Origin of the sequence: Polaromonas sp. OV174, from assembly GCF_900112285.1 — a bacterium.
Classification (GTDB): Bacteria; Pseudomonadota; Gammaproteobacteria; order Burkholderiales; family Burkholderiaceae_C; genus Polaromonas.
Map to the genome: position 1 here is coordinate 12,073 of NZ_FOKZ01000015.1, position 24,735 is coordinate 36,807.

Sequence of the window (24,735 nt, forward strand, 5' to 3'; positions counted from 1 at the left end):
CTGCAAGGCACTGTCACACCCTTGTCATATAGCTGACAAACACTTGAGCATTCCTTTGACCGCAAGGCTACGATCTTGTTAATGCCCACTACACCCGCCTCGGTGGCCGCGGCCGCGCCGCCGGTCCAGTTTCTGGACCGAGATCACAGCCTGCTTGCCTTTAACGAGCGGGTGCTGGACTGGGCCACGCGGGCCGGGGTGCCGCTGCTGGAGCGCCTGCGTTTCCTGTGCATCGTGTCGTCCAATCTTGACGAGTTTTTTGAGGTGCGCAGCGCACCCCACCTGACCGCGGCCGAAGCCAGCGAGCAAAAAGGCCTGTACACGGCCCAGTCCTATAAGGCGCTGTCGGTCACGGTGCACGAGTTGGTGGCGCGCCAGTACGCGCTTTACAACGATGAGCTGCTGCCGGCGTTTGCGGCGCATGGCATACGGATTCTTTCTCACGGTGAGCGCGATGCGGCCCAGCGGCGCTGGGTCAGGGATTATTTCGAGCGCGAGGTGCGGCCGCTGCTGATTCCGGTCGGACTGGATCCCTCCCACCCCTTTCCCCAGGTCGCCAACAAGTCGCTCAACTTCATCGTCCGCCTGGGTGGTCAGGATGCTTTTGGCCGCGAAAACGACATTGCCATCGTCAAGGTGCCACGGGTCTTGCCGCGCCTGATACGCATGCCAAGCCATGGCAGTGACAAGCGCCGGCTCTTCGTGTCGCTGTCCAGCGTCATTCGGGCCCATCTGGCCGAGCTGTTCAGCGGGCGCAAGGTGGAGCAGTTCTCGCAGTTTCGCCTGACCCGGCATTCGGATCTGGCGGTCGATGAAGACGACGTGAAAAACCTGCGGACCGCCCTGCGCCTGGGTCTGGAGCAGCGCCACTATGGCCAGGCGGTGCGGCTGGAGGTGTCGGCCAGCTGTTCCGACTACCTGGCCGGCTTTCTGCTCAAGCAGTTCGGGCTGCCGGCGCTGGCCATGTACCGCGTTCATGGCCCGGTCAACCTGGTGCGGCTCAACCAGTTGGTCGATCTGGTCAACGACCCCAAGCTGCTGTTTCCACACTACAGTGCCTGCTATCCGACGCAGCTCACGCCCGGTCAATCCTTTTTCGAACGCCTCAAGCAGGGCGATGTCTCCATCCATCAGCCCTTTGAAAGCTTTGACGGCGTGCTGGCCTTTTTGCGCGAGGCGGTCAACGACCCGCAAGTGCTGGCGATACGGCAAACCATTTACCGCACCGGCACCAATTCCGAGCTCATGGTGCTGCTGCGGGAGGCCGTGCGGCGTGGCAAGGAAGTCACCGTGGTGGTGGAGTTGAAGGCGCGTTTTGATGAGGAAGCCAACATCAACTGGGCCGAAATGCTGGAGTCGATAGGCGCCCAGGTGGTCTACGGCGTGCTGGGGCTCAAGACCCACGCCAAGATGCTGCTGGTGACCCGGCGCGAGGGCCGGCATCTCAAGCGCTACGCTCACCTGTCCACCGGCAACTACAACCCAGCCACGGCCCGCTTGTATACCGATGTCAGCTACCTGACGGCCGATCCCTTGCTGACCTCGGACATCGACAATGTGTTTGTCCATCTGGCCAGCCAGAGCCGCTTGCCGAAATTGAACCATTTGCTGCTGGCGCCGTTTCAGCTGCAGCGCAAGCTGCTGGAGAAAATCGATGCGCTGGGCCAGGCCGCCCTGCAGGGCAAGGACACGCGTATCGTGGCCAAGATGAATTCGCTGACCGACGAAGACCTGATGCGGGCCTTGGTCAGGGCCGGGCAGTGTGGCGTGAAGATTGACCTGATCGTGCGCGGTGCCTGCATGCTGCCGGCGCAGGTGCCTGGCATCACCGACAACATCCGCGTGCGCTCGGTGATTGGCCGCTTTCTGGAACATACGCGGGTGTTTTATTTCCGTCAGGCCGAGGAAGAAAGCCTATATTTGTCCAGCGCCGACTGGATGAACCGCAACATGCTGCGCCGCATCGAGCTGGCCTGGCCGGTGACCGACCCGGTGCTGCGTCAGCGCATCATTGATGAGTGCCTGGTCGCCTATCTGCACGATGGGACCGATGCCTGGGACATGCAGCCCGACGGCAGCTATGTGCGGGCGAATCCGGCCGACCCGGCGCAGCGCCACGGGGCGCAGGCGGCGCTGATGGCACGCTATTCGGCCATTCAGTCCCCCACGCAAGGAGAGGGCTAAATCATGGACCTGATTTTGTGGCGCCATGCCGAAGCCGAAGAGGCGAGTGGCGGCGATGAGCATGGCGAGCTTGATCTGTTGCGGCCACTGACCTCGCGCGGCGAGAAACAGGCGCTGCGCATGGCCGGCTGGCTGGACCGGCAACTGCCCGAAGGGGCGCGCATTCTGGTGAGTCCGGCCAGGCGCTGCGAGCAGACGGCGCTGGCGCTGGGGCGCAAATACAAGATCAAGCCGGAACTGGCCCCCGGTGCCAGTGCGGCGCAGTTGCTGGAGCTGGTGCAATGGCCGCAGGGAAAATCGCTGATTCTGCTGGTAGGCCACCAGCCGACGCTGGGGCAGACCATTGCCCAGTTGCTGGGCTTGCAAGACAGCGATTGCCCGGTCAAAAAAGGCTCGTTGTGGTGGCTGCGCAGCCGGGACCGCGAGGGCCACAGCAAGACCGTCGTGGTGACGGTGCAGTCGCCTGAAGTATTGTGAGTTTCAGAGCCCGGCCAGCGCCAGGGTCCAGGGGGTTTTTTGCCAGGCCAGCACTTCTTCCTGCAGCAGATAGGCCGACTGCGGATAGGCCTGGGCCCAGCCGCTGCGGCAGTTCAGGACAAAAAACAGCGCCGGTTCGGCACCGGACTCCAGCTGCAGGCCCTTGAGCTCGGGCTCGCGCCTGGCGTGGCACAAGATGATGGCCAAGCGCAGGCAAAGCAGTTGCTGGATCAGCTCGCGGTCGGCGAAGTCGGCTTCCAGCTTGCGTAGTTTGCCGCGCTGCCCCAGCACCAGCAGGCTGAGCCGGTGCAGCTCGGGCTGGGCGAAGCCGGGCGCATCGGCATTGTCCAGAATATAGGCTCCATGCTTGTGATAGTCGCTGTGTGAAATCTGGCAGCCAATTTCATGGAGTTGCGCGGCCCAATCGAGTTTGCGCTGCAGCCGGCTCGACTCAAGGCGGGGCATGCCGACGCGCGCCATCACAAACAGCTGCTGCGCGACCTTGCTGACACGCTGGGCTTGCGCCGCATCGGCATTGAATTTGGCCGTCAGGCGCTGCACCGTGGTGGAACGCAAATCGGTCTGCTCATGTTCGCGATCCAGCAGGTCATAGAGCACGCCGTGGCGTAACGCGCCTTGCGCCGCTTCAATGCGCTCTATGCCCAGCAGGTCAAACACCGCCCGCAGCACGCTGACGCCACCGCCTATGACGGCGCGCCGGTCTTCCTTCATGCCGTCGATCTTCAGTCGTTCGGCGCTTTGCGCCTTGAGCAGGCGCTCCAGCAGCCAGTCCAGTCCCGCGCGGGTGACGGCGCCGGGCGGCCAGCCGGCAGCCGCCAGCACGTCGCCGACGGCGCCTATGGTGCCGGACGAGCCGTAAGCGGCATCCCACTGGCCAGCGCGGTAGGTATCAAAGGCCTCGTCGAGCACCGCCTTGGCGGCGATTTCGGCCATTTCGAAAGCGTGGGCGCTGAACTGCCCGTAGGCAAAATACTTCATCGACCAGGTCACGCTGCCGACGTTGTAGGACTCCATGGTCTGCGCTTCAAGGCCCTTGCCCAGAATCATTTCGGTGGAGCGTCCGCCTATGTCCACCACCAGCCGGCGTTCGTTAGACTGCGGCAGCAACTGGGCCACACCCTGATAAATCAGCCGGGCTTCTTCGCGACCGGAAATCACGTCAATCGGAAAGCCCAGGATTTTGTTGGCCTGGGCCAGAAATTCCTCGCGATTTTGCGCTTCGCGCAAGGTTTGGGTGGCCACCGCTCTGACCTGTTTTTTGGGGAAACCGGCCAGCCGCTCGCCGAAGCGGGCCAGACAGTCCCAGCCGCGCTGCATGGCTTCCGGCGTGAGATTGCGCTCGGCATCCAGCCCGTTGCCCTGGCGGACGGTTTCCTTGAGGTATTCGGTGCGGTGTATGCGACCATGGTCAAGGCGGCCAATTTCAAGGCGAAAGCTGTTGGAGCCCAAGTCCACAGCCGCGAGCAGCGTTCCGTTTTGCATGTCAGGGTTTCTTGTGAAGGCTCAGCATAGCATTTGGCATGCGTGCCATAGCCGCGCCGGCGCTGGCTTTAGCCAATCAGCCGGCCATCCGGCGTCATCATGCTTTGCGTTACATAGGCGCTGCTGCGGCGCCGGGGGTTGAAGCTGACGCGAAAGCCGCCCAGGTCCAGGCCGGCACGGCGCTGAAACGCCGCCAGGACGCTCTGGCGCGTCAGCGCGCCGTCGATATCCTTGAGCACCTCATAGGTGTAGCGGGCGGCAATGAAGCCGGCCAGGCTGAGCGGGGTGGGCGGTTCGTCAAACAGGCGCGCCAGCGTGTCGCGGTAGGCGCGCACTATGGGCAGGCTGGCGTTGACCAGCGGCACCGGCTGGGTGGCGATCACCGGCGTGCTGCGTGCCGCGCCCATTTGCAGCAGGGTGCTCAGGTTGACGTCGGCCAGGGCCACGACGTAGCGCTGGCGCGCCTGCTTTTCCAGGCCTTGGGTAAAGGCGGCCAGCTCGGGCGTGCCGCCGACAAACAGCAGCACGGCGGGCGTGGCCGGCGTCAGCTTCTGGCCCAGCAGGCGCAAGTCGCCGGCGCCCTGGAAGGACTGCAGTTGCAGCTGCATGTCGGCCGCAATGCGCTCGACCTCTTGGTGGTAGGCGCTTTGGTGCTGGGGCGTGGCATAGATCGCGCCCAGGGCTTTCATGCCCATGACCGACAGGGTTTTCAGCGCATGGGTAATTTGCTCCTGGCGTGCGGCGAAGATGGGAAAGGTCTTGTCGTCGACTTCCAGGCTGGCGTTTTGCAGCCAGGGCGCGGCATGCACGATGTTCAGGCTGCCTTGGCGCGACAGGGCGGCCAGCTGGCTGGCGAGTTGGTCGCCGACGCTGCCCGACAGCGCCAGGCAGGCGGGGTTGTCCTTGATCGAATCCAGGGCGCTGCGCAAGCTGGCCGGCGAGCCGTCGGTTTCCAGCGCCAGGTGCGTCACCTGCCGCCCGCGTATGCCACCGCGCGAGTTGATGTCTTGCCAGGCGGCGCGCGAGCCGATCAGAAAATCCTTGGACACGTCCTGCTGGGCCTGGGAAAAGTCCACCGGTTGCGCCACGGTGATTGATTTGCCGGGCTGGGCCCAGCTTGGCGCGGTAGCCGCTGCCGTCAGCAGGCTGGCCCCTTGCAGCCATTGGCGGCGGTTGAAAGCAGGATTTTGTAATGACATGTTTGGGCTTCGGGCGATGGCCGCCCGCCATGGGTTGTTTGCTATCAAAAAAATAGCTGTTTGCGCCCGTCAGATATGGGCTGGAGGGCTAAAACGCTAAAATAAAAGCCGATATCGGTGGCTTAGGCCAGCGCCTGAGTGGGCGGGCCGGGACAGGCTTTAAGCGTAGGTCGGCTTCATGACGGATTTGTGACGAAATCCGGATGTCTCGGCGAAGCGCCCCCGTTGATGACAAACCCGTTTGGCGTCGGGGCTTCTGTCATATTTGTGTCACACAAGCTTTCTACAGTTGGCACATCTCCACTCTTAATCAACGAGGTACTCTGATGAAACTGAATTACAAAGCTTCCATGACCGCAGTGATGGGTGTTGCCCTGATGTCGATGGCCACGCTGTCGGCAGCGCAGGATGTGACCGGTGCCGGCGCCAGCTTTCCGGCGCCCTTGTATTCCAAGTGGGCCGCTGACTACAACAAGGCCACCGGCGTCAAGATCAATTACCAGTCGGTGGGCTCGGGTGCCGGCTTGCGCCAGATTGAGGCCAAGACGGTGGACTTCGGTGCCTCGGACGCGCCGCTGAGCGATGAAGAACTGGCCAAAAAAGGCCTGATGCAGTTTCCAACGGTGGTGGGCGGCGTGGTTCCCGTTGTCAATATCAAGGGCATCGCCGCCGGCCAGCTCAAGCTGAGCGGCCCGGTGCTGGGCGACATCTACCTGGGCAAGATCACCAAGTGGACTGATCCGGCCATCAAGGCGCTGAACCCCACGCTGCCACTGCCGGACGCCGCGATTGCGCCGGTGCGCCGTGCCGACGGCTCAGGCACCAGCTTCATCTTCACCAACTACCTGAGCAAAGCCAATCCAGAGTGGAAGAGCAAGGTCGGCGAAGGCACGGCGGTGAACTGGCCGGTGGGCGCCGGTGGCAAGGGCAATGAGGGCGTGGCCGCCTTCGTGGGCCGCCTGCCCAACTCGATCGGCTATGTGGAATATGCCTACGTCAAGCAGAACAAGATGACCTACGCTCAGCTGAAAAACGCTGCCGGCAACTTCGTTTCGCCCGATGACAATGCCTTCAAGGCCGCCGCCGCAGGTGCCGAGTGGAACAAGAGCTTCTACCAGATCCTGACCGAGCAGCCAGGCAAGGATTCCTGGCCCATCACCGGCGCGACCTTTATCCTGATGCAGAAGTCACAGGGCAAGCCAGCCCAGGCCGCCGTGTCACTGAAGTTCTTTGAGTGGGTCTTTAAAAATGGCGACAAGGTGGCCGATGACCTGGACTATGTGCCCATGCCCGCCAGCGTGAAGACCATCATCGAGAAGTCCTGGGGCGAGATCAAGGACGGTTCGGGCAAAGCCGTCGCTTACAAGTAAAAAGTAAAGCCAGCAAAAGCAAACCACGCAAGGGCTTCGGTCCTGCGTGGCAGCCGTCTTAAATCATAGGGATCAGATCTGTGTCCTCTACACTTCCGGCAGGCCGGGACGCTTTGGAATTTCCGGCAAAAACCACCGGACGTGACATGAGCAATCCTCCTCCCAAACCTGTGCGGCGTAGTCCGCTTGCTGATCGTCTGTTCGGCTGGGCCGCGCTGGCTGCGGCCTTGCTGACCTTAAGCCTGCTGATAGGCATTCTGGTTTCCCTGGTGATTGGCGCCTGGCCGGCCATCAGCAAGTACGGGCTGGGCTTTTTGACCAGCAGCGTCTGGGACCCGGTGAAGAACGAGTACGGCGGGCTGGTGATGATTTATGGCACGCTCGCCACTTCTTTCATTGCCCTGCTGATCGCTGTGCCGGTCAGCTTTGGCATTGCGCTGTTTCTGACCGAGCTGTCGCCGGCCTGGCTGAAACGGCCGCTGGGCACGGCCATAGAGCTGCTCGCCGCCGTGCCCTCCATCGTCTATGGCATGTGGGGCCTGTTGGTGTTTGGTCCCCTCCTGGCCACCTATGTGCAGCAGCCGCTGCAGAACCTTTTTGGTGGCGTTCCCTATCTGGGGGCGCTGTTTTCCGGGCCGCCTGTCGGCATCGGTATTTTGTCGGCCGGCATCATCCTGGCCATCATGATCATTCCCTTTATTGCCTCGGTGATGCGCGACGTGTTCGAGGTCACGCCGGTGTTGCTGAAGGAGTCGGCCTACGGCCTGGGCGCCACCACCTGGGAGGTGGTTTCCAAGGTGGTCTTGCCTTATACCAAGGCCGGTGTGATGGGCGGCATCATGCTGGGCCTGGGCCGCGCTTTGGGCGAAACCATGGCGGTGACCTTTGTCATCGGCAACTTCAACCAGCTCGACTCCCTGAGCCTGTTCCAGGCGGCCAACAGCATCACTTCGGCGCTGGCCAACGAGTTCGCCGAGGCGGCCGACGGCCTGCATCAGGCGGCGCTGATTTACCTCGGGCTGGTGCTGTTTTTCATCACTTTTGTGGTGCTTTCGCTGTCCAAGCTCTTGCTGGCGCAATTGCGCAAAAATGAAGGAGCGAAAACATGAGCGCGCTGATGCAAAATGCGCGGCTGGCCAAGTTTGCCCGTCGCCAACGGATCAACCGGGTGGCGCTGGTGTTGTCGCTGGCGGCCATGTCTTTTGGCCTGTTCTGGCTGTTCTGGATTCTCTGGGAAACCGTGCGCCTGGGTATAGGCGGCATCACGCTGGCGACCTTCACCGAGATGACGCCGGCGCCCAATGAGGCCGGCGGTATTGCCAATGCGCTGTATGGCTCGTTTTTGATGGTGCTGCTGGCCACTTTTGTCGGCACGCCCATAGGCATCATGGCCGGCATTTACCTGGCCGAGTACAACACCAAGGGCGCTCTGGCCTCGGTGACCCGCTTCGTCAATGACATCTTGCTGTCGGCGCCGTCCATCGTCATCGGGCTGTTTGTCTATGCCGTGGTGGTGTCGCGCTTTCACTCTTTCTCGGGCTGGGCCGGCGTGATCGCCCTGGCCCTGATCGTGATTCCGGTGGTCATACGCACCACGGAAAACATGCTGCAGCTGGTGCCGCCCGGCCTGCGTGAGGCAGCCTATGCGCTGGGCGCGCCCAAGTGGAAGGTGATTACCCGTATCACGCTGAAAGCCGCCCGCTCCGGCGTGGTGACCGGCATTTTGCTGGCGGTGGCGCGCATTGCCGGTGAAACGGCGCCGTTGCTGTTCACGGCCTTGAACAACCAGTTCTGGACCTCCAACCTGAGCCAGCCCATGGCCAGCTTGCCGGTGACCATCTTCAAGTTCGCCATGAGCCCTTATGAAAACTGGCAGCAACTGGCCTGGGCCGGCGTGTTCATCATCACGGTGGCGGTGCTGGGCCTGAACATTCTGGCGCGCGTGCTGACGCGCAACAAACACTGAGCGCCTGGCGGCTCAACTCTCTAACAAGACAAGGTTAATGATGGACGCTCAAACGGTGCCACGCGAAAAATCGAAAATGTCGGTGAAGAATCTCGACTTTTACTACGGCAAATTTCATGCCCTCAAGGGCATCAATCTGGAAATTCCCGAGAACAAGGTCACTGCCTTTATCGGCCCCTCGGGTTGCGGTAAATCGACCTTGCTGCGCGTTTTCAACCGCATGTTTGAGCTCTACCCCGAGCAACGCGCCGAAGGCGAGGTGATGCTCGATGGCCAGAACCTGCTCACCTCCAGGGAAGACGTGGCGCTGATACGCGCCAAGGTCGGCATGGTGTTTCAAAAGCCCACGCCCTTTCCCATGTCGATTTACGACAACATCGCTTTTGGCGTCAAGCTGTTCGAAAGCCTGGACGCCTCCGACATGGAGGAGCGGGTCGAGTGGGCGCTGCGCAAGGCCGCCCTCTGGAACGAGGTGAAGGACAAACTCAGGCAAAGTGGCTCCAGCCTGTCCGGCGGCCAGCAGCAGCGCCTGTGCATTGCCCGCGGCATCGCCATCAAGCCGGAAGTGCTGTTGCTCGATGAGCCCTGTTCGGCGCTGGACCCGATTTCCACGGCCAAGGTCGAGGAATTGATTGCCGAGCTGAAGAATGACTACACGGTGGTGATCGTGACGCACAACATGCAGCAGGCCGCCCGTTGCAGCGATTACACCGCTTACATGTATCTGGGTGACCTGGTGGAGTTTGGCGCAACCGAAGACCTGTTTTTCAAGCCCAAGCGCAAAGAGACTGAAGACTACATTACCGGCCGTTTCGGCTGACCTTGAGAGAGGAATAAAACATGCTTGATAAACATTTGTCCACCCAGTTCGATAGCGAACTCAATGGCGTTTCCTCCCGCGTGATGGAGCTGGGCGGTCTGGTGGAGTCCCAGATCCGGCTGGCGATTTACGCCCTGTCGCAGTTCAGCGCCGAAAGCGCCGACCAGGTGATAGAGACCGAGAAGCGTGTCAACACCATGGAAATCGACATTGACCGCGAGCTGTCTTCCATCATTGCACGGCGCCAGCCCACGGCGCGCGATTTGCGCCTGCTGATCGCCATTTCAAAGACCACGGCCAATCTGGAGCGTGCCGGTGACGAGGCCGAAAAAATCGCCCGCATGGTCAAGTCCATCATAGAAAGCGGTTCGGCCCGGGCGTTGCCCTCGTCCGACCTGCGTGTGGCGGCCGAACTGGCGTCCGGCTTGCTGCGCAAGGCGCTCGATGCCTTTGCCCGCCTGGACACGGCCGCGGCAGTGTCCATCCTCAAGGAAGACGACCTGATCGACCAGGAGTTCGATGGTTTTGTGCGCAAGCTCATCACCTACATGATGGAAGATCCGCGCACCATCTCGGCCAGCCTGGACCTGCTGTTTGTCGCCAAGGCGATCGAACGGGTGGGCGACCATGCCAAGAACATCGCCGAATTCATCATCTACATCGTCAAGGGTGCGGACGTCCGGCACAGCCCCATGGAACAGATTGAATCCGCCGTCAAGTGATGGCCAAGTGAAACCCAGATGAAGCATTTGCCACGTGTATTGATTGTTGAAGACGAACCCGCGATCGCCGAACTGATTGCGGTCAATTTGCGGCATGGGGGTTTCGTTCCTGTGGTGGCGCCTGACAGCGTGGCGGCGCAGCGCGAGCTCGATGCTGTGCTGCCTGATGTCATCTTGCTGGACTGGATGCTGCCGGGACAAAGCGGGCTGGCCCTGGCCCGCCACTGGCGCAAGCAGGCCCGCAGCAAGAGCATTCCTATCCTGATGTTGACGGCCCGCGGCGACGAGCCCGACAAGGTGGCCGGCCTGGATGCCGGTGCCGACGACTACATCACCAAGCCTTTCTCCACTCAGGAGTTGCTGGCCCGGATACGTGCGGTGCTGCGCCGGCGCGCCCCCGAATCGGTCAGTGACAGCGTCACGGTGGGTGAGCTGGTGCTGGATGCGGCGACGCACCGCATCAGCTTTCAGAACCAGGAGCTCAAGCTGGGCCCGACGGAGTTCAAGCTCTTGAACTACCTGATGAAGCATGCCGAGCGTGTGCACAGCCGTAGCGCCTTGCTCGACAAGGTGTGGGGCGACCATGTGTTCATCGAGGAGCGCACGGTGGATGTGCATGTCAAGCGCTTGCGTGAAGCGCTGGGCGGCGCCGGCACCATGGTGGAAACCGTTCGCGGCGCGGGCTACCGGCTGACGGCGCAGCCAGCCAGCAGCGCCGCAAGCTTTGCAGCCACAGGAAAATGATTCAGCGCTGGATTAGCTTTGCCGTCTGCCTGCTGGCCGGCGGTGGCCTTGGTTGGGCGCTGGCGGCGCCAGAAGGCATGGTCGTCGGCCTGCTGCTGGGCGCGCTGCTCTGGCTGCTGCTTGACAGCCTCTACCTGGGGCGCTTGCTCGCCTGGCTGCGCAGCGAGCAAAGCAACGATGCGCCTACCCTCATGGCCCGCACGCAACCCAAGCTGCCCGGCGTCTGGGGCGAGGTGGCTGACCGGACCCGCCGCCTGCTGAAAAACCGCGACCAGCAGAGCCAGGAAAGCCAGGCCCGTCTTGACGAATTCCTGGCGGCCATACAGGCCTCGCCAAATGGTGTGGTGCTGCTCGATGGCCAGGGCCGCATCGAGTGGTGCAACCAGACGGCGGCGCAGCATTTCGGCTTTGATGCCCAGCGCGATGTGCTGCAGCACATTGCCAACCTGGTGCGCGAGCCGGCCTTCAATACCTATATGGCTTCCCGCAATTTTGCGCAGGAGGTGGTGATTGCCGGCGACCTGAGCACGCCGAACCGGCCGGTCAAACTGTCGGTGCAGGCGCACGCCTACGGCAAGGATCGCAAGCTGTTGCTGTCGCGCGACATCACCGCCGTTGAGCAGGCGGAAGCCATGCGGCGGGATTTTGTCGCCAACGTATCGCATGAAATCCGCACGCCGCTGACGGTGCTGTCAGGTTTCGTCGAAACCCTGCAAACCCTGCCTTTGAAGGAGGCCGAGCGCAGTCGATACCTGGCCTTGATGGCTCAGCAGTCGCAGCGCATGCAGACCCTGGTGAGTGACTTGCTTACCTTGTCGCGGCTCGAAGGCAGCCCGCTGCCTGGCGCCGGTGACTGGATGAGCACGCGTGCGCTATTGGCTCAGTGCGAACAGGAGGCCAGGGCCTTGTCTCAGCTGATTGCGCCGCCAGGCCAGCAATTGCTGTTCGAGCCCGGCCCGGCCTGCGAAATAGCCGGCCTGCACAGCGAAGTCTGCAGCGCCCTGTCCAATCTGGTGAGCAATGCCGTGCGCTACACGCCCGAAGCCGGCCAGATTCGCGTCAGCTGGAGTCGGCTGCCCGATGGGCGGGGTGAGTTTCGTGTCAAGAATTCAGGCCCTGGCATTGCGCCCGAACACCTGCCGCGCCTGACCGAGCGTTTTTATCGCATAGACCGCAGCCGCTCACGCGAGACCGGCGGCACCGGCCTGGGCCTGGCCATCGTCAAACATGTGGCCCAGCGCCATGGCGCCGAACTGCATATAGAAAGCCAGGCCGGACAGGGCTCGTGTTTTTCTATCGTCTTTCCGGCCGCCCGGGTGCGCTTGCTTCAGGCCGCGTGAGCCTCAGGCACGCGCGCGCCCTGGCTGTGGCGCCGCACGGTGTACACCAGCAAGCCCAAAAGACAGCTGGCGACCATGGCGATGGCCAGGGTGCTGGCCAGCCAGAAGCTGCCCGCCGACTGGGTCGCGCCATGGCCGGCAATGCCTTCATAGGCCAGCTGATAGCCGCCAAAAAGGCCCAGACCCCAGAGCAGCACGCCGTACAGCGCCAGTGGCGTGATCGTGATGCGATAGCAGCGCAGCAAAAAGGCGCACAAGGCCTGGGTGGCATCTGCCACATGGTAGAACGCCACCCACACCAGCAGCGATGAGGCCAGGGCGATGATCTCCGGGTTGCTTGAATAGGCGCCTGCCAGCATTGGGCCTGCTATTGAAATAATAGCTGCTAGCGCAAGCGCCAAAAGGAGTGTGAGCCTTATTCCCATAAATACGACGCGTTTTGCATAGTCTGGCCGACTGGCGCCCAGCCAGAATGAGACCCGGGCACTGCAGGCAATCGCCATGGACAGCGGCATCATGTAGAGCACGGCTGCCACGCTGGCGGCAATCTGGTGGCTGGCCGAGGCCACGGTGCCCAGCCGGGCAATGAACAAGGCCATCAGGGTAAAAGAAGTGACCTCGACCAGGTAGGCCAGTCCACCCGGAAGGCCTAGCCGGGCAAAGGTGCGCAATTGCGGCCAGTCAGGCCGCTCCATACGCTGCCAGAGTTTGAACGGCAGGTAGATGTCCTGGCTGCGCAGCATCACCACGGCCAGGATCAGCAACAGATAGTTGACGATCAGCGTGGCCCAGGCGCAGCCGACGGCGCCCATGGCGGCAACGCCACCACCGCCGTCCACCAGCCAGATGGAAAGGGGGATTTTTGCCGCCAGGGCGATGACCTGAAGCCATGTGACCAGGCGCGGCTTGCCCAGAGACTGATTGAAAGTGCTGTAGATCCGAAAGAGCAGGGCGGGGGCAAAGGCAAAGGCCAGTACTGTCAGGTAACGCTGAACCTCGCCCTGCATCAGTTCGGGCACCTGGGCCCAACGCAGCAGTGGACCGGGAAATAGCAGGGCGGTCATGCCCGCTACCGTGATCAGCCCGCACAAGTAGAGGCTTTGCCGCAGGGAGCGCCCGATGGCCTCCTGCTTGCGTGCGCCCAGCAGCTCGGCCCAGATCGGCAGCAAGGCCTGCACAATACCCATCAGTGCCACGTAAACGCTGACATAAAGGGCAGAGCCCACCGACAAGGCAGCCAGCGCTGCGTCACTGTGATGGCCGGCAATCACGGTGTCGGCCACGCCGAAGGCCATCACCGCCAGTTGGCCCAGCAAGATGGTGCCGGCGTGTCGGCTGATGACCTTTAGCTCACTCATCGGGCGGTCATAGGCGGGGGTGGGCTGACGCCGCCGATGCGTTTGTACACCAGCATGTTTTCGGACTTGTCCGTGGGCTTGCGGACCGCGGCTTGAAACGCCCAGTCGGGCAAGTTGACGGCACTGCTCAGGCTGGACTGGCTGTTCACATCGACGATCAGGTAGGGGCAGTTCGCCTGTGCGCCGACCGGGCGCAGTTCGAGCTGGCCGTGGTATTGCAGGGCTGCTGCCTGTGCGCTGCCCACGCCGTAAATTTCAACGCAGGATTTTTTATCCACCAGGCTGGCCACCTGGCGCGACAGCGGCGCCAGGCTGCGTGCGTAGTCAAGCAAGGGCAGCCACAAGGTCATCAGCAGCAGCCAGCACAAGGTGGTGCCACCGGCCGGCAGCACCAGCGACTTCCAGATCGGCGCGCGCTGTGAGCTGGTGCGCCATTTCACCAGCCAGGCCCAAGCCAGCGTGGCCGCTACCGCCGCCATAAAGGCGAACCAGGAAAAACTGGGTTCAAAGCCCGGCGCCAGTCTGGCGACATTGGCCGCAGGTTGGCGCGGCACGCCGGTCTGCATGGCAATCCAGACGACCCAGATGATGATGGCGCAGCCGGTGAAGAACAGCAGGGTGAACCAGTCAACCAGCGAAGCCACGCTGCGCTTGAGCGTGGGCAGGGCAAATGCCGCCAGCGCCGCCAGCGGTGGCAGGCTCAGCAGCAAGCTGCGGTCGGAGGCTGTGGTGGTCAGCGTGGCAGCAATGGCCATGCTGGCAAACCACAGTGGCAAGGCGACGTGGCGGCTCGCCAGCTGCCGGCGCCAGCGCCATAGCGTCCACAGGGCCAGCGGCCAGGCCGGCCAGGTAAACCAAAGCAGCAGGCGGCCCAGGCTGCGCCAGTCGCCCCAAGCGGAGGCTTCCTCGGCACCGGGCAGGTGAATGCGCCAGCGCCACAAGTCCAGTGCGTGGGCCAGCAGCGAAACTCCCAAAGTGGCACCGGCTATCAATAACACCCAATGCCAGGACTGCCGCCTGCCGGCGTCATCCCGCTGGTTGTTGCCCCAGCGCATGTGGCTGCGCTCCACCAGCGCGCCGCCCAGGCCGAACAGCAGAGCCAGCGTGGGAGCGCCACTCAGGGCCAGGCCCCCTAGGCCCACCAGCAGACCCAAGGCCGGCCCAATGATCCGGGTGGCCGGGCGGAAGGGGCTGGCTGCCATGGCATAAAACGCCAGGGTGGTAAAGCCCAGCTGCGCCAATGCCGGCGTGGTTTCGTGAGACAACTGGGCCAGCCCCAGGCAGGCAATCAGGGCCAATAAACCTGCATCGGCGATGGCCCTGGCATAGTCCACCGGGCTGGCTTCGCCGCCAAAGGCAAAGGCCACCGGCTGGGCTTGCGGGCTGCGGGCCAGGTAATAAATGGCGTACCAGGTGGCAAGCAGCGTCAGGCTCAGCAGCAAAATGAAGGGAATGCGCGCGGCCAGGGCCGAATCCAGAAAAGGCAGGTATTTGATGGCTATGGCGCCCAGCCAATAGGGGACGCGGGCATCAAACTCCGTGGCCTGGCCCAGCAATTGGGGCTGCAGCCAGTTGGCGGCGGCGGAAGTCAGCTCCTGCATGACGCCGAAGGCCGCAATATCTTCGTTTTTCCAGGGTCCGCGACCTAAAAAACCCGGCAATACATAGGCCAGGCAAAAGAGCAGCAAGGCAAACCGTGGCAGACGGCGCACGGCAGACTGGGCGATGATGGCGGGGGATGGCTTGTTCAAAATGCTTTGATGATCAGAAAAACGCGGTGTCTGACTGGCGGGCGAACAACTGATGGTAGCTTTGACCCGGGAGCCGCCATCATTGGGGAGATTTTTGCCGAAAAAAAAAGCAGCCTGAAATTCAGGCTGCTTGTTACCGGCTGGTGCAAGCGATCTTTGCCGCTTACATGGCAGCTTACTCGGCAGCGGCCGGAGCAGCTTCCTTGGCAGCGGTCTTGCCAAAGCGATTGCGGAATTTCTCAACGCGACCGCCCATGTTGTCCACGGATTTCTGCGTGCCGGTGTAGAAGGGATGCGATTCGCTGGACGTATCGAGCTTGTACAGAGGCAACTCGCGACCGTCTTCCATCTTCACCATTTCTTTGGTGTTTGCGCAGGAACGGGTCACGAACTTGAAGTTGTTGGACATGTCCAGGAAACAAACTTCGCGGTAGTTGGGGTGAATGCCTTCTTTCATGATCTTTCCTTTTTCATTGTTTTGGTAGCCACCAGGAACCGTTCCAGGCACTTTCCATGAAGCCCTACATTATTGCATGAAATCTATAGCTTGCAGTATGCGTCGATTTACCAAGCGTAACGCCGGGCTGTGTTTTTACTTGGGGTTTGCTCTTAACGCCAGCAGGGGCCGCGGAACCGGCTTTGCCGGGCCGCAGGCGCAACGGCCCCCTCGGGGGGCAGCGCATTACGCGAAGCGAAAAGCGTGGGGGCCAGTTATCCGCCCCGGCGCATCATGTCGAAGAATTCGTGGTTGTTCTTGGTCGCTTTCATGTTCTTGAGCATCAGCTCCATGGACTCGATCTCGTCCATGTTGTACATGAATTGACGCAGGATGCGCGATTTTTGCAGGATTTCTGGCGCTAGCAGCAGCTCTTCCTTGCGGGTGCCACTGCGGTTGAGGTTGATGGCCGGGAACACGCGTTTTTCGTACAGGCGGCGGTCCAGGTGGATTTCGCAGTTGCCGGTACCCTTGAATTCTTCAAAGATCACTTCGTCCATGCGGCTGCCGGTATCCACCAGCGCCGTGCCAATGATGGTCAGGCTGCCGCCTTCTTCAATCTTGCGAGCGGCACCGAAGAAACGCTTGGGGCGCTGCAGGGCGTTGGCATCGACACCGCCGGTCAACACTTTGCCCGATGAAGGCAGCACGTTGTTGTAGGCGCGAGCCAGACGGGTGATGGAGTCCAGCAAAATGACAACGTCCTTGCCGAGCTCGACCAAGCGCTTGGCGCGCTCTATCACCATTTCGGCCACGTGCACGTGGCGGGCCGCTGGTTCGTCGAAGGTGGAGGAAATCACTTCGCCGCGCACGCTGCGCTGCATTTCGGTCACTTCTTCCGGACGCTCATCGACCAGCAGCACCATCATGACGATGTCGGGGTAGTTGGCGGTGATGGCGTGGGCGATGTTTTGCATCATCACGGTCTTGCCGGACTTGGGCGGCGCCACCAGCAGGGCGCGCTGGCCTTTGCCGATGGGGGCAATGATGTCGATGATGCGGCTGGTCAGGTTTTCTTCGGCCTTGATGTCGCGCTCGAGCTTGAACTGCTCGCGCGGAAACAGTGGCGTCAGGTTCTCGAACATGACCTTGTGCTTGTTGTCTTCTGGCAAGCCGTCGTTGATCTTGTCGAGCTTGTTCAGTGCAAAGTAGCGCTCGCCGTCTTTGGGCGTGCGTACCTCGCCCTCAATCATGTCGCCGGTGTGCAGATTGAAGCGGCGAATCTGGCTCGGGCTGATGTAGATGTCGTCTGTAGACGCGGTGTAGCTGGAGTCAGGCGCTCGCAAAAAGCCAAAACCGTCGGGCAGCACTTCCAGCACGCCGTCGGCGACGATGGTCTCACCGGTTTTTGCGCGTTTTTTAATGATGGCGAACATCAGCTCCTGCTTGCGCATACGGCTGACGTTTTCGATCTCAAGGGCTTCGGCCTGCTTGAGGACTTCAGACACGTGCAGTGCCTTGAGTTCGTTTAAGTGCATGGAGTTACTCCTTGCGGAGTTCATTAGGAAAACGGGGGGAGGTTTGAAAAGAAGCCAAAAAGAAGGATGGCTTACAAACCGGGAACTCGAACCAGGCGGCAGTGACCGACTGGTGAATACAGCCCATTATGACAGGAAATTCAGGGGCTGTTTGGGCGTGATTTTGAAGGGTGGCCGGGGCCCTGGCTTAAGCTGGGGAGGGCTGGCTGCCAGGCCGGAAATCGCAAGGGCCTGGCAGCGCTTTGAGGATAAAGACTTAGACCAGTTGCTGGTCGATGAAGGCGGTCAGCTGGGACTTGCTCATGGCGCCGACCTTGGTGGCGGCGAGCTGGCCGTCCTTGAACAGCATCAGCGTAGGGATGCCGCGAATGCCGAATTTGGCGGGAATCTCGCGGTTTTCGTCGACGTTCATCTTGGCAACTTGCAGCTTGCCTGCGTAGCCGGCTGCCACTTCATCCAGAATCGGGGCGATCATCTTGCAGGGACCACACCACTCGGCCCAATAGTCGACCAGCACGGGCTGGACGGATTTGAGCACGTCGGCTTCAAAAGTGGCATCGGTGGTATGTTTGATCAGTTCGCTCGCCATGACGGCTCCTTGGGTCTAGTTACGATACGGGGGATAGCTAAATTTGCGGTTATTGTGGCAGAAAGCAAGGGATGGAGTCGCTCAGGCAGCGGCTATCGCCCCGATAGCCTTTCTCCGGATTCAACCCCCCATTCTTCTGTACTTCCATAAAAGCCTTTCCCCCTATGCCGCTTCCCGACTCCCTTGATGCTGCGGCAAGCCTGGCGCAGCGCTGCTGGCAGCAGGCCATGACGCAACTGGCCGAGGCCTTGCAGGTACGCGGCGTGCATCCCGCCGAGGCCGTGGTGCTCTTGCCCTATGTCCAGCTGATCCCGTACGCGCGCCAGGCTTGGGCAGCGCAGGCGCAGCAGGCCGGCGGCACATTTTTTGTGCCACGCTTTGAAACCACCATGAACTGGGCCACCGCTCAGGGCGGTACGCTGGGGCTGTTCACGCCGTCTGGCGATGATTTGCGCATGGACGTGGCGGTCGATACGCTGACTGCCGCTTCGCTGCTGGGGCGCGCCGGCCTGGGCGCGCAGCAGGAGGCGCTGGCCGGGCGTCTGGTCGAGGCCGCCTGGAGCCTGGGCCGGGTCGCCGCGGCGGTCTTGCCCACCGAGCGCCAGGCCTGGAGTGAGCGCCTGGCGGTCGAATTGGGGGTGGGCCTGGATTCCCCCGTGCTGGCGCTGGAAGCGGCGGTGGGGAGTGTGGCGCTGGCCTGGGCGGCGGCCTCGGCCTATCCCACGGACCGGCTGTTCCAGGCGCAACCGGTGTTGCTGGTGGTGCTGGAAGGCTTTCAGACCGAGCCGCTGACGGAGGCGCTCAAGGCGCATTTTGGCGAGCGCTCGCACTCCATCGCGTTATGCCCCTCTGCCGATTGGCCGGACTCGGCACCAGCGCCGGCGCTGCATGCCGCGCGGGATGCCGAGGATGAGGCCGAGCAGGCCGCCGCCTGCGTGCTGGCGCATTTGGCGCAGGGGCGCAAGCCGGTGGCGCTGATCGCCCAGGACCGGCAACTGACGCGCCGCGTCGGCGCCATGCTGGCCCAGCAAGGCATTGCCATGCGCGACGAAACCGGCTGGAAGCTGTCCACCACCCGCGCCGCGGCCGCTTTGATGAGCTTGCTGCGCGCCATGCCCTGGGATGCCTCTACCGACGCCGTGCTCGACTGGCTGAAAAACGCCCCGGCCTTTGCCCGCACCGAGGTGACGGCAGCCGAAACCGAACTGCGCAAAGCCGGCGTGCGTGCCTGGCGCGAGCTGCCCGTTGTGCCGCTGCCCAGCTTGGCGGCCATTCAGGCATTGGCCTTGCCGGTGAACACCTTGCGCGAGACCCTGGTCCGTGCCCGCCCCTTGATGCTCTGGCTGCGTGATCTGCGCGCCGCCCTGCAGGCTGCCGGACAGTGGGAAGTCTTGATGCTGGATGATGCCGGTCAGACGGTGCTGGAAGTGCTGCGCCTGCACGAGGGTGCCGAGACCGAGTTTGAAACCGCGCCCACCATGAAGCTCAATGACTTCAGCAGCTGGGTCAACCAGGCGCTGGAGGGCGGCAAATATTCCCCTGCCCATCCCCAGGATGAGCAGGTGGTGATCCTGCCGTTGGCGCAACTGCTGGGCCGGCCCATGCAGGCCGTGGTGCTGCCCGGCTGCGATGAGGTCCGCCTGCCGGTGTCGCCCGAGCCGCCGGGCCAGTGGACGCCCAGCCAGCGCGAGCTGCTGGGCCTACCTTCGCGCGAGGCCCTGACCAGCGCGGCCCGGCAAGCCTGGCATTACGGCTTGCAACTGCCCCGGGTGGATGTGCTGTGGCGCAGCAGCGAGGGCGGCGAGCACCTGATGCCCAGCGGTTTTGTGCAGGAGTTGCTGCTGCTGCGCGAGCTTGATCCCGCCACCGATCTGGCGCCCGACCAGCGCAGCGCGCGCGCCGTGGCCGCGCAGCCCACGCCTCGGCCGCTGCCCAGCGGCGAGGCCTTGCCCGTGAGCCGGCTGTCGGCCAGCAGTTATGACGACCTGCGCCGTTGCCCCTACCGTTTTTTTGCGCTGCGCCAGTTCAAGCTGCAGGAGTCCGACGAGCTGGAAAGCGAGTTGGGCAAGCGCGATTTCGGCAATTGGCTGCACGGCCTGCTGCGCCACTTCCATGAGGCGCTCCAGGCCACGCCCACCAGCGAGCGGTCGGCGCGGCTGCGCATGATTGATGCTGCCGCCGAGCTGTCCACCAAGGAGCTGGGCTTGAGTGACAGCGAGTTCCTGCCCTTTGCTGCCGCCTGGGCGCCGGTGCGCGACGGCTATCTGGATTGGCTGGTAGAGCACGAGGCCACGGGCGCGCAGTTCGAGTCGGCCGAAAGCTGGCACGAAATGCCACTGGGCGAGCTGACCCTGCTGGGCAAGATGGACCGCATAGACCGCCATGCCGACGGCCACATCTTGCTGCTGGACTACAAGACCGAGCCGCGCACCACCACGGCCGAACGCATCAAGAACGGCCAGGAAGACACCCAGTTGGCGTTCTATGCCGCGCTGATGGCCGACGACACGCTGGCCGCGGCCTATGTCAACCTGGGCGAAAAAGAGCCGACCCGCACCTACGAGCAGCCCGACATCGTGGAACTGCGCGATGGCCTGATCGACAGCATTTTGTTGGACATGGCGCGCATTGCCCAGGGCGCCGTGCTGCCGGCGCTGGGCGAGGGCAAGGCCTGCGACTATTGCGCCGCGCGCGGCCTCTGCCGCAAGGATTTCTGGAATGAATAGAACCCCCACGCCTCTCGCTTCGCGTAGTGCGCTGCCCCCCGAGGGGGCTGAACTTCGCTTGGGGCGGCCCTGCGCTTCGTTCGTGACCCCCACGCTTGTTCGCTCTTTCACCTGTTTCAACGGAGTTGCCCGATGAGCGCCGCCTACGAATGCAACGGCCAGCCGGTGTCCGCCGACGCGTTTTATGCCATTGCCTGCGATCCGCGCCGTAGCGTGGCGGTCGAGGCCTGCGCCGGCGCCGGCAAGACCTGGATGCTGGTGTCGCGCATCGTGCGCGCCATGCTGGACGGCGCCAGTGCCGACGGCACGGCCCAGCCGCAGGTGCGGCCGCACGAAATCCTGGCCATTACCTTCACCAAAAAGGCCGCCGGTGAAATGCGCGAGCGCCTGGATGAGTGGCTCAAGATGTTCTCCCAGGCCGATGACGCTACTTTGCAGCGCGAGCTGGTGATGCGCGGAATGACAAGCCAAATCGGACCGAATGCCCCGCAGGACGTGCGCAAGCAGCTATCAAATTTATACCGCTCCGTGCTGGCCAGCGGGCGCACGGTGCAGATACGCACTTTTCACAGCTGGTTTGCCGCCTTGTTGCGCAGCGCGCCCGTGGCGGTGTTGCAAAGACTGGGCCTGCCGGTCAACTACGACTTGCTGGAAGACGATGCGCCGGCCCGGGCGCTGGTGTGGCGGCGCTTTTATGCGGCGCTCTTGGCCGATGAGCCTCTCAAGGCCGACTTCGAGGCCCTGGTGCTAGGCCACGGCCGCTTCCAGACCGACAAGGCTCTGCAAACTGCGCTGGACAAGCGCATTGAGTTCACGCTGGCCGACGAGAAAGGCATCGTCGACTTGTCGGTGCAGCCCTTTGACGTGCAGTTTCCCGAGTTTGCCGGGCTGGCCAGGCCAGAAGACAGCCTCATCGCCATGCCTGCCAACCGCCAGTTGCTGCTGGACGCCGCCCAGGCACTGGGCCGCGCCAGTGCGCCCACCTTCTCGGCCAAGGGCGTGGAGCTGGAGATGGCGGTGACGGCGCAGCAGCTGCCCGGCGTCTTTGCCGCGCTGCTGACCGACAAAGGCACGCCGCGCAAATTCGGCGAAAAAATTGCCGGCATCGAAGGTGTGCGCCTGGCCCAGGAGCTGGTGTTGCGGGTGCAGGCCGCCAGCCAGCAACACGAGGCTTGGGCCCACCAGCAGCGCATGGCCAGGCTGAGCCGGCTGCTGATTGCCCAGTTCACCCAGCTCAAGCGCGAACGCGGCTGGGTTGACATGAATGACGTGGAAAGGGCGGCCCTGGTCATGCTGGGCGACCCGGTGCTGGCCGGCTGGGTGCAGGAGCGGCTGGATGCGCGCATCAAGCATTTGATGATTGACGAGTTCCAGGACACTAACCCCTTGCAGTGGCAGGCGCTGTCGGCCTGGCTCAGCGGTTATTCCGGCGCCGGTGCGGCGCCCAGCGTGTTTCTGGTCGGCGACCCCAAGCAAAGTATTTATCGTTTTCGGCGCGCCGAGCCGCAGGTGTTTCGCGCCGCCCAAGCCTTTGTCGTGGACGGCCTGAGCGGCGACCTGCTCAGCTGCGACCACACCCGGCGCAACGCCCAGGCCGTGATCGCCAGCGTCAACGCCGCCATGGGCGCGGCCCGCGCGCGTGACGGCTATGACGGCTTTCGCGAGCACAGCACCGACTCGCAGCGCGCCGGCGACACCGGCCGTTTGCCCGCTATCCCGCGGGTCAAGGCTCAGCCGCCCGAAGCCGAGTCAAACGAGCACTGGCGCGACAGCTTGAGCACGCCGCGCGAACTGCCCGAAGAAACCCTGCGCACCCTGGAAGCGCGCCAGGCCGCCGCCTGGATTGCAATGCAAATGACGACCGGCTTGAAACCGCAAGACATCATGGTGCTGTCGCGCAAGCGCGCCGGCCTGCTGCCGCTGCAGCAGGAGTTGCGGGCGCTGCACATTCCGGCGCAGATTGGCGAAAAAACCGACCTGATCGACTGCTGCGAGGTGCTGGACCTGGTGGCGCTGCTGGACGTGCTGGTGTCGCCGCAGCATGACTTGTCATTGGCCAGGGCGCTGCGCTCGCCGCTGTTCGGCCTGAGCGACGCCAGCCTGGTGCAACTGGCCCTGCTGCAGCGTGAGCTGACCTTGCCGTGGTTTGAATTGCTACAAAAAACAGAGCTGCTTGCGCCCGAGCTGCAAGGGCTGGGTGCCATTTTGATGCGCTGGAAAGGCTGGCTGGACGAGCAGCCGCCGCACGATGCCCTGCAAGCCATTTATGCCGACGGCGATGTGCTGGCGCGCTTTGTCGCCGCCGCGCCAGCCACCCAGCGCCAGACTGTGCTGGCCAATTTGCGCGCCCTGCTGGGCGTGGCGCTGGAGCGCGACGGCGGGCGTTACGTCACGCCTTACGGCCTGATTCGCGCGCTCAAGGCCGGCGGCACGCTGGCGCCGGTGGCCGTCAATCCCGACGCGGTGCGCCTGCTGACGATTCACGGCGCCAAGGGGCTGGAGGCCGAGGCCGTGTTGTTGCTGGACACCGACACGGTGGAGCGCAGTGCCGACAGCATGGGGGTGTTGATCGACTGGCCGGGCGAGGCCAGCGAGCCGCACAAATTCGTCTTTCTGGTCAGCGAAAGCCGGCCGCCGGCCTGCGCCCAGGAAGCGCTGGCGGCCGAGCAGGCGGCGCGCAAGCGCGAAGAGCTCAATGCCCTGTATGTGGCCCTGACGCGGGCCAGGCATACGCTGGCGATTTCCTCCATCGAGCCGCACAGGGTCACGACCGACAGCTGGTGGCAGCGCCTGCAGGGCCTGGGTGACGGCCTGATGGAGGAGTTGGCCGCGCCGGTGATTCCGCTGCCGTCCGAGAGTGACACGGCACCGGCCAGCGACGTCTTCCTGCTGCCCGAACTGCCCAGTTTGCCGGCCGACGCGCAGGCTACTCCCGCGCAGGCCGAATTTGAAGCGCCCGACTCCCTCAAGGCGCGCATAGGCAAGGCCATGCACCGCCTGCTGGAGTGGGGCGGCCCCTCGTCGGCGCAGCAAGTGGCTGCGGCGGCGCGCGAGTTTCGCCTGAGTCCGGCGCAAGCTACTGAGGCACAGGCGCTGGCCCTGCGCATCCTGGCGGGCGAGGGCGCCTGGGCCTGGGGTGGACATTCGGTGGCCTGGCAGGGCAACGAGGTGGATCTGGTGTATCAGGGCCAGCCCCTGCGGCTGGATCGTCTGGTGCAGCGCAAGGATGCCGGCCATGAAGACCAGTGGTGGGTGCTGGACTACAAATCGGCCCACGCGCCGCAGCAGCAGCCGGCCCTGATAGCGCAGCTGCAGACCTACCGCGCGGCGGTGCAGCAGATTTACCCCGGCGCCGCCGTGAAAGCCGCTTTTCTGACCGGCCAGGGCACCGTGGTGGAGCTGGTTTGAGCGCCGCATCGGTCTGGCGAGCCCTAGGGCCGCTTGCCTTCTATGCGGCGACGGCTCAGGTCGGCAGCGCGCAAACCTTTTATCAGTGCCTGGACGCGCAAGGCCGGCCCGGCTTTTCCGCGCAAGCCTGTGAACGCGGCCAAGCCCCGCAACAAGACCAGCCCAGCTTGACGGAGCAACTGGACCGCCACATCGCCCAGCGCCAGCCACAAGCTTCAGGACGACCACAGGTTGATTTGCGGACTGAAAGAATGAACAGCCCGAGCTGCCAGCGCGCGCGCAGGGCGCATGACGCGGCGGCCAGCGCCACCAGCCCCCATCACCAAGAACTGCAGGCCAGGCGCTCGGCGATGCAGGGGGCTTGCGGCATCACCCCGCCCGAGCTCACCATCGTTCGGTGATGTTCGGTCCGGGCTGGCCATGGCTTGACCGCGCACTTTCTAGGCCTTGAGCTAGCTGCAATAATCGAGGCTTGCCCCTCGGTCTTGCTGCGACCTGCCTGCATTCATGTTTTCAAGCGATTTAGCCTTGAAGGCCACGACCGATGGGCGCATCCAGCTATTAAAAACAGAGCAACCATGCGCTATCAGAAACCCCGGTGACT

General features: G+C 63.2%; 19 protein-coding genes. 12 read left to right on the top strand and 7 right to left on the bottom strand.

What is annotated here, in order from left to right:
• Nucleotides 1-81: 81 nt before the first annotated feature.
• A complete protein-coding gene (gene ppk1 / locus BM160_RS14035; protein WP_092006617.1) occupies nucleotides 82-2,184 on the top strand; it encodes a polyphosphate kinase 1 in 2,103 nt (700 codons plus the stop codon).
• Nucleotides 2,185-2,187: 3 nt separating this feature from the next.
• Nucleotides 2,188-2,661, top strand: a complete 474-nt coding sequence (locus BM160_RS14040) for a SixA phosphatase family protein (RefSeq protein WP_092006620.1) — start codon at nucleotides 2,188-2,190, stop codon at nucleotides 2,659-2,661.
• A 3-nt stretch (nucleotides 2,662-2,664) separates the two neighbouring features.
• Here BM160_RS14040 and ppx read toward each other — a convergent pair whose 3' ends face one another.
• Both ppx and BM160_RS14050 read right to left on the bottom strand, forming a co-directional pair.
• On the bottom strand, nucleotides 2,665-4,164 hold the full coding sequence (gene ppx, locus BM160_RS14045; protein ID WP_092006623.1) for an exopolyphosphatase: 1,500 nt from the start codon (nucleotides 4,162-4,164) through the stop codon (nucleotides 2,665-2,667).
• Nucleotides 4,165-4,232: 68 nt separating this feature from the next.
• Nucleotides 4,233-5,363, bottom strand: a complete 1,131-nt coding sequence (locus tag BM160_RS14050; protein ID WP_092006627.1) for an ABC transporter substrate-binding protein — start codon at nucleotides 5,361-5,363, stop codon at nucleotides 4,233-4,235.
• Nucleotides 5,364-5,689: 326 nt separating this feature from the next.
• Between BM160_RS14050 and pstS the strand changes: the two genes are divergently transcribed.
• From pstS to phoR, 7 genes are all read left to right on the top strand, one after another.
• Nucleotides 5,690-6,733 carry a phosphate ABC transporter substrate-binding protein PstS gene (gene pstS / locus BM160_RS14055; protein ID WP_092006630.1) on the top strand — a complete coding sequence of 348 codons (1,044 nt, stop codon included), beginning with the start codon at nucleotides 5,690-5,692 and terminating at the stop codon, nucleotides 6,731-6,733.
• A 146-nt stretch (nucleotides 6,734-6,879) separates the two neighbouring features.
• A complete protein-coding gene (pstC, locus tag BM160_RS14060; protein ID WP_092006633.1) occupies nucleotides 6,880-7,842 on the top strand; it encodes a phosphate ABC transporter permease PstC in 963 nt (320 codons plus the stop codon).
• Nucleotides 7,839-8,699: a phosphate ABC transporter permease PstA gene (pstA, locus tag BM160_RS14065; protein WP_092006636.1), complete on the top strand. Its 861-nt coding sequence runs from the start codon at nucleotides 7,839-7,841 to the stop codon at nucleotides 8,697-8,699. Before pstC ends, pstA begins: the two co-directional genes overlap by 4 nt.
• Before the next feature lie 40 nt (nucleotides 8,700-8,739).
• Entirely contained in the window at nucleotides 8,740-9,519 is a 780-nt protein-coding gene (gene pstB / locus BM160_RS14070; RefSeq protein ID WP_092006847.1) for a phosphate ABC transporter ATP-binding protein PstB, read from the top strand.
• 20 nt (nucleotides 9,520-9,539) lie between these two features.
• Nucleotides 9,540-10,241 (top strand): phosphate signaling complex protein PhoU, encoded by a 702-nt coding sequence (gene phoU, locus BM160_RS14075; protein ID WP_092006639.1) that lies wholly within the window; start codon nucleotides 9,540-9,542, stop codon nucleotides 10,239-10,241.
• Nucleotides 10,242-10,259: 18 nt separating this feature from the next.
• Nucleotides 10,260-10,985: a phosphate regulon transcriptional regulator PhoB gene (gene phoB, locus BM160_RS14080; protein ID WP_092006641.1), complete on the top strand. Its 726-nt coding sequence runs from the start codon at nucleotides 10,260-10,262 to the stop codon at nucleotides 10,983-10,985.
• The gene (gene phoR, locus BM160_RS14085; RefSeq protein WP_092006644.1) at nucleotides 10,982-12,325 is read left to right on the top strand and encodes a phosphate regulon sensor histidine kinase PhoR; all 1,344 of its coding nucleotides are present in this window, start codon (nucleotides 10,982-10,984) and stop codon (nucleotides 12,323-12,325) included. The genes phoB and phoR overlap by 4 nt, the downstream gene beginning before the upstream one ends.
• Here phoR and BM160_RS14090 read toward each other — a convergent pair.
• The 5 genes from BM160_RS14090 to trxA all read right to left on the bottom strand — a co-directional run bounded on the left by BM160_RS14090 (nucleotide 12,313) and on the right by trxA (nucleotide 17,997).
• Nucleotides 12,313-13,683: an MATE family efflux transporter gene (locus BM160_RS14090; protein ID WP_092006647.1), complete on the bottom strand. Its 1,371-nt coding sequence runs from the start codon at nucleotides 13,681-13,683 to the stop codon at nucleotides 12,313-12,315. The two genes, phoR and BM160_RS14090, sit on opposite strands and share 13 nt — an antisense overlap.
• Nucleotides 13,680-15,434, bottom strand: a complete 1,755-nt coding sequence (locus BM160_RS14095; protein ID WP_092006649.1) for a hypothetical protein — start codon at nucleotides 15,432-15,434, stop codon at nucleotides 13,680-13,682. Before BM160_RS14095 ends, BM160_RS14090 begins: the two co-directional genes overlap by 4 nt.
• Before the next feature lie 175 nt (nucleotides 15,435-15,609).
• A complete protein-coding gene (locus tag BM160_RS14100) occupies nucleotides 15,610-15,891 on the bottom strand; it encodes a type B 50S ribosomal protein L31 (RefSeq protein WP_092006651.1) in 282 nt (93 codons plus the stop codon).
• Between the two features lie 254 nt (nucleotides 15,892-16,145).
• Nucleotides 16,146-17,408, bottom strand: coding sequence for a transcription termination factor Rho (gene rho, locus BM160_RS14105; protein ID WP_092006654.1), 1,263 nt, complete (start codon nucleotides 17,406-17,408; stop codon nucleotides 16,146-16,148).
• 256 nt (nucleotides 17,409-17,664) lie between these two features.
• The gene (trxA, locus tag BM160_RS14110; protein ID WP_092006657.1) at nucleotides 17,665-17,997 is read right to left on the bottom strand and encodes a thioredoxin TrxA; all 333 of its coding nucleotides are present in this window, start codon (nucleotides 17,995-17,997) and stop codon (nucleotides 17,665-17,667) included.
• A 164-nt stretch (nucleotides 17,998-18,161) separates the two neighbouring features.
• Here trxA and BM160_RS14115 point away from each other — a divergent pair, with 164 nt between their 5' ends.
• The 3 genes from BM160_RS14115 (at nucleotide 18,162) to BM160_RS22310 (ending at nucleotide 24,532) form a co-directional block, all read left to right on the top strand.
• Complete coding sequence (locus tag BM160_RS14115) at nucleotides 18,162-20,723, top strand: PD-(D/E)XK nuclease family protein (RefSeq protein WP_092006660.1); 2,562 nt, start codon at nucleotides 18,162-18,164, stop codon at nucleotides 20,721-20,723.
• 132 nt (nucleotides 20,724-20,855) lie between these two features.
• The gene (locus BM160_RS14120; RefSeq protein ID WP_092006663.1) at nucleotides 20,856-24,131 is read left to right on the top strand and encodes a UvrD-helicase domain-containing protein; all 3,276 of its coding nucleotides are present in this window, start codon (nucleotides 20,856-20,858) and stop codon (nucleotides 24,129-24,131) included.
• Nucleotides 24,128-24,532 (top strand): hypothetical protein, encoded by a 405-nt coding sequence (locus tag BM160_RS22310; protein ID WP_143093265.1) that lies wholly within the window; start codon nucleotides 24,128-24,130, stop codon nucleotides 24,530-24,532. The genes BM160_RS14120 and BM160_RS22310 overlap by 4 nt, the downstream gene beginning before the upstream one ends.
• Nucleotides 24,533-24,735 lie beyond the last annotated feature (203 nt).

Excerpts from the sequence above, each read along its gene's own strand:
- ppk1 (WP_092006617.1), top strand. The coding sequence starts at position 82 with ATGCCCACTACACCCGCCTCGGTGGCCGCGGCCGCGCCGCCGGTCCAG.
- BM160_RS14040 (WP_092006620.1), top strand. The coding sequence starts at position 2,188 with ATGGACCTGATTTTGTGGCGCCATGCCGAAGCCGAAGAGGCGAGTGGC.
- ppx (WP_092006623.1), bottom strand. The coding sequence starts at position 4,164 with ATGCAAAACGGAACGCTGCTCGCGGCTGTGGACTTGGGCTCCAACAGC.
- BM160_RS14050 (WP_092006627.1), bottom strand. The coding sequence starts at position 5,363 with ATGTCATTACAAAATCCTGCTTTCAACCGCCGCCAATGGCTGCAAGGG.
- pstS (WP_092006630.1), top strand. The coding sequence starts at position 5,690 with ATGAAACTGAATTACAAAGCTTCCATGACCGCAGTGATGGGTGTTGCC.
- pstC (WP_092006633.1), top strand. The coding sequence starts at position 6,880 with ATGAGCAATCCTCCTCCCAAACCTGTGCGGCGTAGTCCGCTTGCTGAT.
- pstA (WP_092006636.1), top strand. The coding sequence starts at position 7,839 with ATGAGCGCGCTGATGCAAAATGCGCGGCTGGCCAAGTTTGCCCGTCGC.
- pstB (WP_092006847.1), top strand. The coding sequence starts at position 8,740 with ATGGACGCTCAAACGGTGCCACGCGAAAAATCGAAAATGTCGGTGAAG.
- phoU (WP_092006639.1), top strand. The coding sequence starts at position 9,540 with ATGCTTGATAAACATTTGTCCACCCAGTTCGATAGCGAACTCAATGGC.
- phoB (WP_092006641.1), top strand. The coding sequence starts at position 10,260 with ATGAAGCATTTGCCACGTGTATTGATTGTTGAAGACGAACCCGCGATC.
- phoR (WP_092006644.1), top strand. The coding sequence starts at position 10,982 with ATGATTCAGCGCTGGATTAGCTTTGCCGTCTGCCTGCTGGCCGGCGGT.
- BM160_RS14090 (WP_092006647.1), bottom strand. The coding sequence starts at position 13,683 with ATGAGTGAGCTAAAGGTCATCAGCCGACACGCCGGCACCATCTTGCTG.
- BM160_RS14100 (WP_092006651.1), bottom strand. The coding sequence starts at position 15,891 with ATGAAAGAAGGCATTCACCCCAACTACCGCGAAGTTTGTTTCCTGGAC.
- rho (WP_092006654.1), bottom strand. The coding sequence starts at position 17,408 with ATGCACTTAAACGAACTCAAGGCACTGCACGTGTCTGAAGTCCTCAAG.
- trxA (WP_092006657.1), bottom strand. The coding sequence starts at position 17,997 with ATGGCGAGCGAACTGATCAAACATACCACCGATGCCACTTTTGAAGCC.
- BM160_RS14115 (WP_092006660.1), top strand. The coding sequence starts at position 18,162 with ATGCCGCTTCCCGACTCCCTTGATGCTGCGGCAAGCCTGGCGCAGCGC.
- BM160_RS14120 (WP_092006663.1), top strand. The coding sequence starts at position 20,856 with ATGAGCGCCGCCTACGAATGCAACGGCCAGCCGGTGTCCGCCGACGCG.